Annotated in this window: 15 protein-coding genes; 13 read left to right on the top strand and 2 right to left on the bottom strand. The window is 31.7% G+C overall.

Annotation, left to right across the window (positions count from 1 at the left end; translation table 11 throughout):
• The first annotated feature begins 12 nt into the window (after positions 1-12).
• Genes cdd through recO form a run of 3 tightly spaced genes read left to right on the top strand, consistent with a single transcriptional unit; the run spans position 13 to position 2092 of the window.
• A complete protein-coding gene (gene cdd / locus LQ608_RS00725) occupies positions 13-417 on the top strand; it encodes a cytidine deaminase (RefSeq protein WP_078356521.1) in 405 nt (134 codons plus the stop codon).
• Positions 418-1314, top strand: coding sequence for a GTPase Era (gene era, locus LQ608_RS00720; RefSeq protein WP_078356522.1), 897 nt, complete (start codon positions 418-420; stop codon positions 1312-1314).
• Between the two features lie 25 nt (positions 1315-1339).
• The gene (gene recO / locus LQ608_RS00715) at positions 1340-2092 is read left to right on the top strand and encodes a DNA repair protein RecO (RefSeq protein WP_239749186.1); all 753 of its coding nucleotides are present in this window, start codon (positions 1340-1342) and stop codon (positions 2090-2092) included.
• A 45-nt stretch (positions 2093-2137) separates the two neighbouring features.
• Here recO and LQ608_RS00710 read toward each other — a convergent pair whose 3' ends face one another.
• Positions 2138-3526: a glycine--tRNA ligase gene (locus LQ608_RS00710; RefSeq protein ID WP_239749185.1), complete on the bottom strand. Its 1389-nt coding sequence runs from the start codon at positions 3524-3526 to the stop codon at positions 2138-2140.
• 297 nt (positions 3527-3823) lie between these two features.
• On the opposite strand from LQ608_RS00710, the gene ccpN reads away from it, so the two are divergent.
• From ccpN to LQ608_RS00675, 7 genes are all read left to right on the top strand, one after another.
• Positions 3824-4459, top strand: a complete 636-nt coding sequence (ccpN, locus tag LQ608_RS00705) for a transcriptional regulator CcpN (protein ID WP_078356525.1) — start codon at positions 3824-3826, stop codon at positions 4457-4459.
• A 15-nt stretch (positions 4460-4474) separates the two neighbouring features.
• Positions 4475-5290 carry a pyruvate, water dikinase regulatory protein gene (locus LQ608_RS00700; RefSeq protein WP_239749184.1) on the top strand — a complete coding sequence of 272 codons (816 nt, stop codon included), beginning with the start codon at positions 4475-4477 and terminating at the stop codon, positions 5288-5290.
• A gap of 11 nt (positions 5291-5301) precedes the next feature.
• Complete coding sequence (dnaG, locus tag LQ608_RS00695; protein ID WP_239749372.1) at positions 5302-7074, top strand: DNA primase; 1773 nt, start codon at positions 5302-5304, stop codon at positions 7072-7074.
• A gap of 26 nt (positions 7075-7100) precedes the next feature.
• Entirely contained in the window at positions 7101-8210 is a 1110-nt protein-coding gene (rpoD, locus tag LQ608_RS00690) for an RNA polymerase sigma factor RpoD (RefSeq protein ID WP_078356528.1), read from the top strand.
• 100 nt (positions 8211-8310) lie between these two features.
• On the top strand, positions 8311-8664 hold the full coding sequence (locus tag LQ608_RS00685; protein ID WP_078356529.1) for a c-type cytochrome: 354 nt from the start codon (positions 8311-8313) through the stop codon (positions 8662-8664).
• 54 nt (positions 8665-8718) lie between these two features.
• Positions 8719-9387, top strand: coding sequence for a tRNA (adenine(22)-N(1))-methyltransferase (locus LQ608_RS00680; RefSeq protein WP_239749371.1), 669 nt, complete (start codon positions 8719-8721; stop codon positions 9385-9387).
• Positions 9384-10475, top strand: coding sequence for a Nif3-like dinuclear metal center hexameric protein (locus tag LQ608_RS00675; protein WP_239749183.1), 1092 nt, complete (start codon positions 9384-9386; stop codon positions 10473-10475). The genes LQ608_RS00680 and LQ608_RS00675 overlap by 4 nt, the downstream gene beginning before the upstream one ends.
• A 28-nt stretch (positions 10476-10503) precedes the next feature.
• Here LQ608_RS00675 and LQ608_RS00670 read toward each other — a convergent pair whose 3' ends face one another.
• A complete protein-coding gene (locus LQ608_RS00670) occupies positions 10504-11472 on the bottom strand; it encodes a 4-hydroxy-3-methylbut-2-enyl diphosphate reductase (protein WP_107509475.1) in 969 nt (322 codons plus the stop codon).
• Positions 11473-11620: 148 nt separating this feature from the next.
• Here LQ608_RS00670 and LQ608_RS00665 point away from each other — a divergent pair, with 148 nt between their 5' ends.
• From LQ608_RS00665 to LQ608_RS00655, 3 genes are all read left to right on the top strand, one after another.
• Positions 11621-12955: a DEAD/DEAH box helicase gene (locus LQ608_RS00665; protein WP_078356533.1), complete on the top strand. Its 1335-nt coding sequence runs from the start codon at positions 11621-11623 to the stop codon at positions 12953-12955.
• Positions 12956-12964: 9 nt separating this feature from the next.
• Positions 12965-13855 carry a deoxyribonuclease IV gene (locus tag LQ608_RS00660; protein ID WP_239749182.1) on the top strand — a complete coding sequence of 297 codons (891 nt, stop codon included), beginning with the start codon at positions 12965-12967 and terminating at the stop codon, positions 13853-13855.
• A gap of 111 nt (positions 13856-13966) precedes the next feature.
• On the top strand, positions 13967-14770 hold the full coding sequence (locus LQ608_RS00655; protein WP_239700818.1) for a metal ABC transporter ATP-binding protein: 804 nt from the start codon (positions 13967-13969) through the stop codon (positions 14768-14770).
• Positions 14771-14815: the final 45 nt, after the last annotated feature.

Raw genomic sequence — 14815 nt, 5'->3', positions numbered from 1 at the left:
GGGGGAAGAATTATGGAATTTAAACAAGAGTGGTACGATGGCGCAAGAGAAGCACAGAAAAGGGCTTATACACCATATTCGAAATTTAATGTTGGTGCATATTTAATCACTAAAGATGGCAAAGCATATTATGGTGCAAATATTGAGAATGCTGCATATCCATCTACAATATGTGCAGAACGCTCAGCTTTAGTTGCTGCTATGTCAGATGGCTATAGACCTGGAGACTTCAAATGTATTACAATAACTGTTGATGCAGATAAACCTTCATCACCATGTGGCACTTGTAGACAAGTCTTAAAAGAGCTTTGTGATGATGATATGCCTGTTTATTTAACACATCAAACAGATGAAAGAATTGAAACTACTGTTAATGATTTATTACCTTTAGGTTTCTCAGGAAAGGATTTAGAATAAATGAATGAATTTAAATCAGGTTTTATATCTATTATAGGTAGACCTAATGTTGGAAAATCTACTTTTATGAATAAAGTTATAGGTCATAAAGTAGCAATTATGTCAGATAAAGCACAAACGACAAGAAATAAAGTGCAAGGTGTTTTAACTACTGATGATTCTCAAATGATATTTATTGATACACCAGGTATCCATAAGCCTAAACATGTGTTAGGTGATTACATGATGAAAATCGCCAAAAATACATTAAAAGAAGTAGACTTAATTATGTTTATGGTTAATGTAGATGAAAGTATCGGTAAAGGCGATGAATTTATCATTGATTTGTTAAAAGATACTAAGACGCCAGTATTTTTAGTATTAAATAAAATAGACTTAGTACATCCAGATCAGTTACTAGTTGAGATTGAAAAATATCAAAAAAGAATGGAATTTGCAGAAATAGTACCTATCTCTGCACTAGAAGGATTAAATATTGAGACGCTTTTAGCACAATTTAAGAAATATTTAGAAGAAGGTCCAATGTATTATCCTAAAGATCAAATTTCTGACCATCCTGAGCAATTTGTTGTATCAGAATTGATTAGAGAAAAAGCACTACATTTAACAAGCCAAGAAATACCACATTCAATTGGCGTTAGTGTTGATAAAATGACTAAAGTTGAAGGTGAAAAGGTGCATGTTGAAGCTACAATTTATGTAGAACGTGATTCTCAAAAAGGCATTGTTATCGGTAAAGGTGGTAAAATGCTTAAAGAAATAGGGAAGCGTGCACGTAGAGACATAGAAATGTTACTTGGTTCAAAAGTATATTTAGATCTATGGGTAAAAGTTCAAAAAGACTGGCGTAATAAACCCAATTTCATTAAGCAAATTGGTTACAGAGAAGACGAGTAATATTTAGAATGGAGGCGATGATAAAATGCTTTATAAACAAGAAGGATTTGTCATTCGCTCAGTAAATTATGGTGAGAACAATAAAATCATAACGATATTAAATGAACATGGACATAAAGTTCCATTAATGGCACGCGGTGCTAAAAAAACAAGTCATCCTTTACAAGGTGCTACACAGCCCTTTGTACATGGCTTGTTTATTTTTTCAAAGTTTAAAGGTATGGGAACGTTGTCGTCAGCTGATATTATAAATAGCCATAGAATGATGCAAAGCGATATTTTTAAAAGTGCTTATGGTGCATATTGTATAGAGATAGTTGATAAAGCGTTGGAAGAAGATGAGCATGATGTTTTTTTCTATGACTTGCTTTTAAGTGTATTTCAAGCTGTTGAAAAAGGCGTTGATGCCGATACAATGAGTATGATAGTCGCTTTGAAATGTATGCCTAAATATGGTTATGAACCTAGATTTAATGCATGTGTCATTACAGGTGATATGGATCAACAACAGTTAAATGCGTATAGCTTTAAATATAATGGCCCATTAAGTAACCAAGCACTCGTAAATGATGAACATGCTTACCGAATTTCAAACAGAGCATTATATTTTATGAATTTAATGTATCAGCTACCAATACAACATTTAAATAGCTTTACAATTAATGATCAAGTTAAGAAAGAAATCGTAACTTTGATTGATAATATGTATGATGAATATGTTGGAGTTGTATTCAGAACAAAAAAATTACTAAAACAACTAGAAAACTTAAATATATAAAAAAAGAGCAAAGACTTATAGAAAAGTCTTTGCTCTTTTTTTTATTTAGAATCTAACTTTTTCAGCTAAGAAGCTTTCAACTTCGTCAATTGGCATACGAATTTGTTCCATTGTGTCTCTATCACGAACTGTAACTTGATTGTCTTCTAAAGAATCAAAGTCGAAAGTAATACAGTATGGTGTACCAATTTCGTCTTGACGACGGTAACGTTTACCGATTGATTGTGATTCGTCAAAGTCAATTGCGAATTTTTCGCTTAATTTTTCATATACTTTAATTGCATCTGGTGAAAGCTTTTTACTTAATGGTAAAATAGCTGCTTTGTAAGGTGCTAATGCAGGGTGGAAGTGTAGAACTGTACGTTGGTCTTTTTCGCCTTCGTTTTCTTCCTCATAAGCATCACATAAGAACGCTAATGTAACACGGTCAGCACCTAATGATGGTTCGATACAATATGGTACGAATTTTTCATTCGTTTCTTGATCATGATAATTAAAGTCTTCACCACTAAATTCACTATGTTGTTTCAAGTCGAAATCAGTTCTTGAAGCGATACCCCATAGTTCACCCCAACCGAATGGGAATTTATATTCGATATCAGTAGTTGCATTAGAGTAGTGACTTAATTCATCGTCATCATGGTCACGTAACTTAGTGTTTTCTTCTTTAATTCCTAAATCTTTTAACCATTTTGCAGCAAATTCTTTCCAGTAATTTTGCCACTCAATTTCAGTGCCTGGTTTACAGAAGAATTCAAGTTCCATTTGTTCAAATTCTCTTGTTCTGAAAATAAAGTTACCTGGTGTAATTTCATTTCTGAAAGATTTACCAACTTGTGCGATACCAAATGGTAATTTTTTACGCATTGAACGTTGAACATTTTTATAGTTCACGAAAATACCTTGAGCAGTTTCAGGACGTAAGAAAATTTCATTTGTTGATGATTCTGTTACACCTTGGAAAGTTTTGAACATTAAGTTGAATTGACGAATGTCAGTCCAATTTGCTGTTCCACTTTCAGGACATGTAATACCTTTGTCATCGATAAGTTGTTTCATTTCGTCAAAGCTCATGCCATCAGCGATAAAGTTCTCGTCGCCTTCAACATTTTGCATGTAGTCTTCGATCAGTTTATCAGCTCTATAACGAATTTTAGAATCTTTGTTATCAATCATTGGATCATTAAAGTTAGATAAATGACCTGAAGCTTCCCAAGTTCTTGGGTTCATTAAAATTGCAGCATCTAATCCAACATTGTATGGAGATTGTTGAACGAATTTTTGCCACCATGCTTTTTTAATATTATTTTTTAATTCAACACCTAGAGGACCGTAATCCCAAGTGTTTGCTAAACCACCATAAATTTCACTACCAGGGAATACAAATCCTCTGTGTTTTGCTAACGTTACTACTTTGTCCATATCATTTGCCATAAATAATTCACTCCTTATTTAAATTAAAAAAGTCCCAAGACATCATTAAATAATGCCTTGGGACGAGTATATAACCCGCGGTTCCACCCAAATTAGTGTAGCCACTCTCTTTATATGAAATTTTATAAGCCAGAACTTTTAATGTTAAGCTTTCACCAACCTTAACTCGCTTTTAATTTCAAAGTTAATTAAAATATAGCATGGTATGTAAGACTTATCAAGTAAAAACAGATATTCAAATTGAGCAAAATTTGCGATACATGTTATAATTAATCTAACTGAGTTGTGTTTGAAGGGGTGAGAGCAATCGAATTAAATCAAAGACAAGAACATATTGTACAAATTGTTAAAAATAATGGTCCCATAACAGGTGAAAAAATTGCTGAAAGATTAAATTTAACTAGGGCAACTTTAAGACCTGATTTAGCTATTTTAACTATGGCTGGTTATTTAGATGCTAGACCAAGAGTTGGATATTTTTATACAGGAAAATCGAGCACACAGTTGTTAAGTGATTCTATTAAGAAGATGACAATTAAAGAATCTATGGCCATACCAGTTGTTATAGAAGAAAGTGTATCTGTATATGAAGCTATATGTAAAATGTTTTTAGAAGATGTCGGTACATTATTTGTAATTAATAAAGAAGGTTATTTGATAGGTGTTTGTTCCAGAAAAGATTTGCTAAGAGCAGCAATAGGTGGACAGAGTTTAAAAGAAACACCAGTAAGTATAAATATGAGTCGAATGCCTAACATAACGGTATGTTTGGAAGACGATTTACTAATTTACGCGGCAAAATTATTAATTGATAAACAAATAGATGCATTACCTGTAGTGAAAAAATTAAAAGGCGATAAGATGAAAGTAAAAGGTAGAATAACAAAAACTACTATAACAAGAGCATTTGTTTCATTAATTGAAGATGAGTAGGGGGATAAATTTAAAATGGAAGAAATAAGAATAATTATAGCGTCAGATTCAGTAGGCGAGACAGCCGAACTGGTTACTAAAGCATGTACATCTCAATATAAAACTGAAGGCAATGTATTAGATATTGTAAGATTACCTTATATAGAGAATGAAAGTAATATTAATGAAGTTGTTTCATTAGCATTAGAACAAAATTCTATAGTAGTTTATACATTAGTTAAACCTGAAATGAGATTATACTTAAAAGAAAAACTAGAAGAAAATAATATAAAAAATGTTGATATTATGGGTCCTTTAATGAGTATTTTAAGTAATGAATTAAATGAATCACCACTTAATGAACCAGGTAATATTCATAAACTTGATGAAGACTACTTTAAAAAGATTGAAGCAATAGAATTTGCAGTTAAATATGATGATGGAAGAGATCCTAGAGGTTTACCAAAAGCTGATATTGTACTTATTGGTGTATCTAGAACTTCAAAGACACCACTTTCTCAATATTTAGCGCATAAGCGTTATAAAGTAATGAATGTACCGTTAGTTCCAGAAGTTGCACCTCCAGAAGGGTTATTTGATATAGATCCTAAGAAATGTATAGCATTAAAAATCAATCAAAAAAACCTAAATGCAATTAGAAGAGCTAGACTAATTCAACTAGGTCTAAGTGATGATGCAGATTATGCTAAAGATGATAGAATTGAAGAGGAATTAAGATACTTTGAAGAAATTGTTGAAAAGATTGGTTGCCCTGTCTTAGACGTTTCGGATAAAGCAATTGAAGAAACAGCAAATGACATCATAAAAATTATTACTCAACAAAACCGATAAAGGGTGAAATGATGCGTATAGAACAAGATGTAATAAAAGAAATTCGTGAAAAAAACGATATTTTAGATGTGGTAAGCGAATATGTAAAGCTTGAAAAAAGAGGACGTAACTATATAGGGTTATGTCCTTTCCATGACGAAAAAACACCTTCATTTTCAGTATCAGAAGATAAACAAATATGCCATTGTTTTGGTTGTAAAAAAGGTGGTAATGTCTTTCAGTTTATTCAAGAAATTAAAGGTGTATCCTTTGTTGATGCTGTTAGAGAGTTAGGCGATAAAGTAGATATTCATATTGAAAAGCAAGAACCTTCTGCAACTGATTCAATGGTTGATGATCACATAAAGATGATAGAAATGCATGAGCTTATGGCAAATAATTATCATTATATATTGAAACATACTGAAGAAGGCGAAGCAGCCTTGAACTATTTAAAATCAAGAGGATTCACAGATGAACTTATAAATGATAGAAAGATAGGATATGCTCCAAACCATTCTAAATTTACACATGACTTTTTAGAAAAAAATGGTTACGATGCTGTGATTGCCTATGAAGCTGGATTATTAAGTCGTAATGATGAAACGTTTGACTATTTTGATAGATTTAGGGATAGGATTATTTTTCCGTTACTGAATTTTCAAGGTAAAACGGTTGGATTTTCCGGTCGTACATATACGGACCAATCGCCTAAGTACTTGAATAGTCCAGAGACGCCAATTTTCCAAAAAAGAAAAATGCTATATAACATTGATCGTGCTAGAAAATTTATTAGACAAAATGATGAAGTCATTCTCCTAGAAGGATTTATGGATGTTATTAAATCATCAGAAGCGGATATAAAACAAGTTGTTGCTACAATGGGAACTGCTCTTTCAAAAGAACATATTATTATGGTCAAAAAACTGGCGTCAAACGTAACATTACTGTATGATGGAGATTTCGCAGGTAAAGAAGCAGCGATGAATGTTGGTAAAGAATTATTAAATGAAGGTTTAAATGTCTTTGTTGTAAATTTACCTAAAAAAATGGACCCAGATGACTATATTTCTGAATATGGAAGTGAAGCGTTTAAATCATTTGTAGAAGGGCAAAAACAATCTTATGTAGGGTTTAAGGCTCAACAATTATATTATGCCAACGAAAACAATGATTTAAAGCATGGACAGCATTTAGAAGAGTTAGTTCATGATATCAATCTGATTCGTTCTGAATTTTTAAGAAAAAAAGTATTGCAACAAGTAGCTGATTTGTATAAAGTAGATGTTAACAGTCTTAAAAATCGACTATCGCCGAATATTGTTCAAAATAATGCTGATTATAATTATGTCGTTCCTGAATTAAAGGAAAAAAAACTAGATAAAATTGGTAGAGCTGAACAAGCGTTGTTAAAACATTTTATGAATCATAAACAGTTATTTTTAGAATATCATTCTAGGATTAATCAAGAAGACTTCACTTCATTGAATAATAGAGTGATTTTTTCACGTTTAAACGGGTATTATAAGAATAATGATGTTTTTAACATTAGTGATTTTTCTAGTTACATTGAAGAACATCAAATCATGGAGACAGTAATGTATTTAGATTCATTATCAATCAATGATGAACCAGAAACGGATGAAATGGAAGATTATATTAATGTCATTCATCCTAAAGAGCAAGTAGAAACATCAATAGAATATTTAAATGAACAATTGAATAAGGCAATGCAAGCAGGCGACATCGCACTACAAAGACAGTATTTAGAACAAATTGTACAATATAATCGGAATAGAATGTAAGAGTTAATAAACCGGGAGGCCTATTCATGTCTGATAAAGAATTAAACAAAATTAATAGCGCTAATAATGAAGCAGTACTTACTATTGATCAAGTAAAGCATCAATTAATTGAACAAGGTAAAAAAGCAGGACATTTAAGTCATGAAGAGATTGCAGATAAATTACAAAACTTCGAAATGGATCCAGATCAAATGGATGATTTCTTTGATTTAATCAATGAGAATGAAATTAATTTAATCAATGAAAAAGACTCAACTGATACAAATGATAAATTAAATTTAAATGATTTAAGTGCTCCTCCAGGCGTAAAAATAAATGACCCAGTTAGAATGTATTTAAAAGAAATTGGACGAGTTAATTTATTAACTGCACAAGAAGAAGTAGAATTGGCTAAACGTATCGAAAAAGGTGATGATATTGCTAAATCACGCCTTGCTGAAGCAAACTTACGACTTGTAGTTAGTATTGCTAAACGTTATGTAGGTAGAGGTATGTTATTCTTAGACCTTATTCAAGAAGGTAACATGGGTCTAATTAAAGCAGTTGAAAAATTCGATTTTAATAAAGGATTTAAATTCTCGACATATGCAACTTGGTGGATTCGTCAAGCGATAACTAGAGCTATCGCAGACCAAGCACGTACAATCCGTATTCCAGTTCATATGGTTGAAACAATCAATAAATTAATACGTGTTCAACGTCAATTGTTACAAGATTTAGGTAGAGATCCATCTCCTGAAGAAATTGGTGAAGAAATGGATTTACCTCCAGAAAAAGTGCGTGAAATTTTAAAAATAGCACAAGAACCAGTTTCATTAGAAACACCTATAGGCGAAGAAGATGATAGTCATTTAGGAGACTTCATTGAAGATCAAGATGCGCAAAGTCCATCTGATCACGCTGCATATGAATTGTTAAAAGAACAATTAGAAGATGTATTAGATACACTTACTGATAGAGAAGAAAATGTTTTAAGATTAAGATTCGGTCTTGATGATGGAAGAACAAGAACATTAGAAGAAGTTGGTAAAGTATTTGGCGTTACTAGAGAGCGTATTCGTCAAATTGAAGCTAAGGCTTTACGCAAATTAAGACATCCATCTAGAAGTAAGCGATTGAAAGATTTTATGGATTAATCACGAAAAGTTTATATTAATCCCAAAAAGCCTTTGACAATGCCTTGTTTTAATATAAAATATAATTGTATGAAGGTTTAACAAAAGGGAGGTTGTATGAATGAATCGTAATCCTGTTATCCCGTTTATTCTGATATTATTACTCGGTGTGGGATTAATATTCTTCATGTCAGCACATGGTGCTAACAAAGAGGAAGAAAAAGAAGGCGGTGGCGGTGAAAAAACTGAGAAGTTTGACGCAGCTACATTCGCAAAAGATAATTGTACAAGTTGTCATGGACAAAATCTTGAAGGTGGAATGGGACCTAAATTAGCTGGTTCTTCTAAAGAAGCTGGCGAAATGAAAAAAATCATCCGTGATGGTAAAGGTTCAATGCCTGCCCACGATGAAGCGACTATTTCAGATAAAGATTTAGACACACTTGTCAAATACTTAAAAGACGGCGCTAAATAACACAAAAAAATCTTTTGCTATTGCAAAAGATTTTTTTTATGAAAGGAAAAAATGATGATCCAGATAAACAAACGTTTAACGAAGGTGAGCGAATACCTCAATCATAATAAATTAGCTGACATTGGATCTGATCATGCTTATTTACCAATATATGCTATACAAAAAGGTTTAATTAACAAAGCGATAGCTGGAGAAGTAGTTAAAGGTCCTTTTTTGGCAGCACAACAGAACACTAAAACGTATGGTATGACAGATAGCATTGAAGTTAAACTTGGAAATGGTTTAGAAGTGATTGACGAAACAATTGATGTTATTACGATATGTGGTATGGGTGGACCATTAATTGCACAAATTATTGAAGAAGGTCAACATAAATTAAACGAATATCCTGATTTAATATTACAAGCAAATATACATGCGTTACCAATTAGACAAGTGTTACAAAAAATTGGATATAAAATTTATGACGAACAATTAATAAAAGATAAAAAACATATATATGAAATATTAGTCGCTAAAAAAGGAACAATGCTACTAGATGAAAAAGAAATGAGATTTGGACCAATATTATTAAAAAATAAAAGCGATTTGTTTTATGAAAAATGGCAGAGAGAACTTGAATCGTTAAATAAAATTAGTAAACAGTTAGAACATCATGATGATAAAGTTAGGTATAATGAAATTAATCAACAAATACTTCAAATTAAAGAGGTGCTTAAATGATTATTCAAGAATTACTAAATGTCATTAATAAACATGTTCCATTTTCAAGTAGTGAATCATGGGATAATGTTGGTTTATTAATTGGAACTGAAGATAGTGAAGTAACGGGCATATTAACAACACTAGATTGCACTATGGAAGTAGTAGATGAAGCAATAGAAAACGATTTAAATACAATTATTGCGCACCATCCACTTATTTTTAAAGGTGTTAAAAACATTACAGAAAAAGGTTATGGACCGATTCTAAAAAAACTGATTCAAAATGATATTAATTTAATCGCGCTTCACACAAACTTAGATGTGTATCCAAAAGGTGTAAGTTACATGATAGGAGACCAAATAGGTTTGAAAAACATGTCTGTTCTAGATGACCAAGAAGAAAGTTATTTCAAAGTACAAATATTTATACCAGATAAAGATGTGGAACTAATGAAGTCTGTATTTAACAAACATCATTTAGCACAAACAGGAGAGTATAGCGAAGTGTTTTTCCAATCGCAAGGAAAAGGTCAATTTAAACCAAGTGAGGATGCTAATCCGCATATTGGACAATCTCATAAGACTGAAACGGTTTATGAAACTAAATTAGAGCTTATGGTAGATGGAAAAGACAAGTCACTGGCTAAACAACTTATTTATGAAAATCATCCGTATGAAGAACCTGTTTTTGATTTTATAGAAATGAAGAAGACTTCAAGAATAGGATTAGGAATAGTTGGAGAATTAGATAAAACACAATCAATAAATGAATTTGTTGAACACTATAAAGAAAAACTACACATTCCAGCTGTTAGATTTATAGGGAATAAAGAGGCGAAAATAAATAGAGTTGCAATAGTAGGTGGTGCTGGAATAGAGTACGCACAACTTGCACAAAATAAACAAGCAGACTTATTTATAACTGGTGATGTTAAGCATCACGAAGCATTAGATGCCAAAATGGATGGTATTAATGTTCTAGATATAAATCATTATAGTGAATATGTAATGAGAGAAGGATTGAAGTCATTATTAGAAGAATGGACAAATCAATCAATAGAAATAAAAAGTTCTGAAATCAATACAGATCCTTATTGTTATATGTAAAAAACTGCCGACTTTGTCGGCAGTTTTTTTATTCCATTATTGTTACTGGTTGTGGCTTTTTAATCTTAGGTAATATTTTTTCAACAGGTACATTACTCTTAAGAGCTGAAGTTGGTACATGAGTTGGGTCATAGTTTTTAATATAGTCAATGACTTCTTTTACTATTGGAGTAGGTGTTGATGCTCCTGCAGTAACGGCTACACTTCCAATGTCTTGTAACCATTCTAATTTTAGTTCACTTAAATCAGAAATTCTATATGCATTTGTGTGTGCAATCTCTTTGGATACTTGTGCGAGTCTATTAGAGTTATTACTTTTTGGATCGCCTACAACTATTAATAAGTCAGCTTGATTTGCTTGATTAGCAACAGCTTCTTGTCTTACTTGTGTTGCTAAACATATTTCTTCATGAACTTCGATGTGCGGATATTTAGTTTGTAGTTTATCTATTAAATGTTTAACATCCCATTGTGACATCGTTGTTTGATTAGTTACGATGAGTTTTTTATCTTTAATATCTTCTGGCAAATCTTCTATATCATCTAATGTCTGGACGAGGTGAACTATATCTGGAGCAACACCAACTGCTCCCTCAGGCTCTGGATGACCTTTCTTGCCAATGTAAATGACATGGTATCCTTCTGATTTAACTTTTCTTATAAGTTGATGTGTGTTGTCTACATCGGGGCAAGTTGCGTCGATACAAACAAGTCCTTTTTCTTTAGCACGTTTTTTCACTTCAGGTGACACACCATGTGCAGTAAAGATTACAGTTCCTTCTTCAATTTGCTCTAAAATCTTTAATCTGTTTGGTCCATCTAAAGTAATAATTCCATCTGATTCAAACGCGTCTGTTACATGTTTATTATGAACAATCATGCCAAGTATATAAATTGGTCTAGGAAGTGATTTGTCTAGTGAAGCATTTCTTGCAATCACCATAGCATCTACAACGCCGTAACAATAGCCTCTAGGGGTAATTTTTATAATCTCCATTAATTGCCCTCCTTATTTATATCTATTATAACAACACTCAAGATTGAATGAAACTAAATAAAAATTCAAAATAAATCTTTAAGCCTATCATAAACTACGTATTTACTATATAATGTATGAAGTGAAAAAGAAACGAGGAGGGTCGCTTATGTCTAAGCATCCGTTTGAACATTTTCAGTTAGAAAATGAATTAGTAAAGGCAGTTGAAGATTTACACTTTGATCAGCCGACAGAAATACAACGTAGAGTTATACCTAAGATTAAAAAAGGATCTAATATTATAGGTCAATCTCAGACTGGTACTGGTAAGTCTCACGCCTTTTTATTACCATTATTTGATAAAATTGATGTTGATATAAAAGAACCACAAATAATTATTTTAGCTCCAACGAGAGAGTTGGCTAAACAATTATATGACGCTGCATCACATTTGGCACAATTTAAAACAGGTGTTAAAGTAAGCTTATATATTGGTGGAACTGATAAATCGAGAGATATTGATAAATCTAAAAACACACCACATGTAGTTGTAGGAACGCCAAACAGAATTGATGATATGGCTGTTGAAAGAGCTTTAGATTTACATTTAGCTAAGTCAGTTGTTATTGATGAAGCAGATTTAATGATTGATTTAGGATTTATGCCTAAGGTTGATAGTGTTGCGAGTAGATTAGATGGAAAAGCACAAATTTCCGTATTTAGTGCAACGATTCCTAAAGCATTACATCCTTTCTTAAATAAATATTTAAGCAATCCTGAATTTGTTGAAATTGAAACAGCATCTTCAAATAAAGATAATATTGATTTTTACTTAATTCCTACTAAAGGTGAAGAGAAAAAAACAAAAATCTTAAAAGTTATGAAAGTTATAAATCCTTATTTAGCAATTATATTTGCAAATAGTCGTGATAGAGCTGATGAATTAGTCGCTCATTTATCTGAAGAAGGATATAAAGTTGGTGTTATTCATGGTGGATTAACACCTAGAGAAAGAACACAACAAATGAAACGTATTAAACAATTAGATTTTGAATTTGTTGTAGCAAGTGATTTAGCTTCAAGAGGTATTGATATTGAAGGTGTTAGTCACGTTATTAATTATGATTTACCTAAAGAGATTGATTTCTTTACGCACAGAGTAGGTAGAACAGGTCGTGGTGACTATAAAGGTGTAGCAATCACTTTATATACACCAGACGAAGATGATCTAATAACTCAAATTGAGAAGAATAATTATAAACTTAAACATGTTGATATTAAAAATGACGAATTTGTAGAAATAAAAGATCGTCAAAATAGAACAAGACGTGTTAAAAAAGAAGATAATATTGAGAAATCGCTTAAACAAAAAATTAAAAGAAATAACAAAAATAAAGTTAAACCTGGTTATAAGAAGAAATTCAAACGTGAATTAGATGAATTGAAATTCAAAGAAAAGAAAGCACATTCTAAAAGAACTAAAAAACAAAGCAGAAAAGGATAGGTGTCATATATGTTAATCGGATCACACGTATCAATGAGTGGTAAGAAGATGTTGCTTCAAGCAGCGGAAGAAGCGGCAAGTTATAATGCTTCAACATTTATGATTTATACTGGCGCACCTCAAAACACCAGACGTAAAAAAATTGAAGATTTAAATATTGAGAATGGTCAAGCAGCAATGAAAGAATACGGTTTATCAAATATTGTTGTGCATGCACCATATATCATTAATATTGCGAATACTACAAAGCCTGAAGTATTTAATTTAGGTGTTGAATTCTTACAATCTGAAATTGAACGTACTGAAGCTTTAGGAGCTAAAGATATCGTACTTCATCCTGGAGCTCATGTAGGTGCTGGAGAAGAAAAAGGTATTAAAAAAATTATTGAAGGTTTAAATGAAGTTTTAACGAATAATAACGATGTTCGTATAGCATTAGAAACAATGGCGGGTAAAGGTTCAGAATGTGGTAAAACATTCGAAGAACTTGCACAAATTATTGATGGTGTAGATCATAATGAAAGATTATCAGTATGTTTTGACACTTGTCATACTAACGACGCTGGTTACAACGTTAAAGAAGACTTTGATGGTGTATTAAACGAATTCGACAAAATCGTCGGTATTGATAGAATAAAAGTCCTTCACGTAAACGACAGTAAAAACCCACAAGGTGCTAAAAAAGATAGACATGAAAACATTGGATTTGGTTCTTTAGGTTATGATGCATTGCATTATATTGTTAATCATGAAGCCTTTACTAATGTTCCAAAAATCTTAGAAACACCTTATGTAGGTGATGATAAAAAGAATAAAAAACCACCATATAAATACGAAATTGAAATGATTAAAAATGGTACTTTCGATCCAGATTTAAAAGATAAAATTTTTAATCAATAAATAATACTTAAGGAATGCTAAATTAATAGCATTCCTTTTTTTATTCGTAAACATTCCTATTTACATTAATCCATTTTCATTGTATAGTAATCTATTGACGAGGTGATGAATGTGGAAAAAGAAACACCAATTTTTGAATTAAAAGATATAAGTTATAGCTATCCAAATAAATTGGCGCTTAGCCATATCAATATACAAATTTATAAAGGTGATTTTCTAGCAATAGTAGGACCGAATGGTTCAGGGAAATCAACCTTACTTAAATTAATATTAGGACTTTTACCTTTACAAAAAGGTGATATATTCATAAGTGGTAAAAAAATAAATCAATATAAATCTTGGGAAAAAATTAGTTACGTTTCACAAAAATCTAATGCGTTTAGTTCAGGATTTCCTGCAACTGTTAAAGAAGTTGTCATGAGTGGATTAACTAAAAATAAAGGTTTGTTCAAATGGTTTAATAATGAAGATGCGAAAAAAGTCGATGAAATATTAGAAAGATTAAATATAATCGAACTTAAAAACGAGAATATCGCACAACTATCCGGTGGACAGCAACAGAGAACATTCATAGCGAGAGCTTTAATTTCTAAGCCTAGCATTTTAATATTAGATGAACCTACAGTTGGTATAGATGCAAGACACGTATCAGAATTTTACCAACTACTTACACAATTAAAACAAGAAGGCATAACAATTATACTCGTAACACATGATATTGGTGTCGTTGCTGATACAGCAAGTAAAGTTGCTTGTTTAAATCAACATATTCATTTCCATGGGACAAGTGAATCATTCAAATCACTTGATGAAGTTTCAATATCTAAAATTTATGGACATCCAGTACAATTTGTTGATCACCAACATGATCGTGATTGCTGTGCAGAAGAACAATTAGAAGAGCTCGTTAAATAAATAGAACTAGTAGATAAGTATCGGTAAGGAGATAGTATATGGAAA

This window comes from Mammaliicoccus sp. H-M34, from assembly GCF_022386495.1.
GTDB classification, from domain to species: domain Bacteria; phylum Bacillota; class Bacilli; order Staphylococcales; family Staphylococcaceae; genus Mammaliicoccus; species Mammaliicoccus fleurettii.
This window is presented reverse-complemented; position numbering and strand designations above follow the sequence as displayed.

Bases quoted from the DNA above. Each gene is read 5' to 3' on its own strand.
- cdd (WP_078356521.1), top strand. From the start codon at position 13: ATGGAATTTAAACAAGAGTGGTACGATGGCGCAAGAGAAGCACAGAAA.
- era (WP_078356522.1), top strand. From the start codon at position 418: ATGAATGAATTTAAATCAGGTTTTATATCTATTATAGGTAGACCTAAT.
- recO (WP_239749186.1), top strand. From the start codon at position 1,340: ATGCTTTATAAACAAGAAGGATTTGTCATTCGCTCAGTAAATTATGGT.
- LQ608_RS00710 (WP_239749185.1), bottom strand. From the start codon at position 3,526: ATGGCAAATGATATGGACAAAGTAGTAACGTTAGCAAAACACAGAGGA.
- LQ608_RS00700 (WP_239749184.1), top strand. From the start codon at position 4,475: ATGGAAGAAATAAGAATAATTATAGCGTCAGATTCAGTAGGCGAGACA.
- dnaG (WP_239749372.1), top strand. From the start codon at position 5,302: ATGCGTATAGAACAAGATGTAATAAAAGAAATTCGTGAAAAAAACGAT.
- rpoD (WP_078356528.1), top strand. From the start codon at position 7,101: ATGTCTGATAAAGAATTAAACAAAATTAATAGCGCTAATAATGAAGCA.
- LQ608_RS00685 (WP_078356529.1), top strand. From the start codon at position 8,311: ATGAATCGTAATCCTGTTATCCCGTTTATTCTGATATTATTACTCGGT.
- LQ608_RS00680 (WP_239749371.1), top strand. From the start codon at position 8,719: ATGATCCAGATAAACAAACGTTTAACGAAGGTGAGCGAATACCTCAAT.
- LQ608_RS00675 (WP_239749183.1), top strand. From the start codon at position 9,384: ATGATTATTCAAGAATTACTAAATGTCATTAATAAACATGTTCCATTT.
- LQ608_RS00670 (WP_107509475.1), bottom strand. From the start codon at position 11,472: ATGGAGATTATAAAAATTACCCCTAGAGGCTATTGTTACGGCGTTGTA.
- LQ608_RS00665 (WP_078356533.1), top strand. From the start codon at position 11,621: ATGTCTAAGCATCCGTTTGAACATTTTCAGTTAGAAAATGAATTAGTA.
- LQ608_RS00660 (WP_239749182.1), top strand. From the start codon at position 12,965: ATGTTAATCGGATCACACGTATCAATGAGTGGTAAGAAGATGTTGCTT.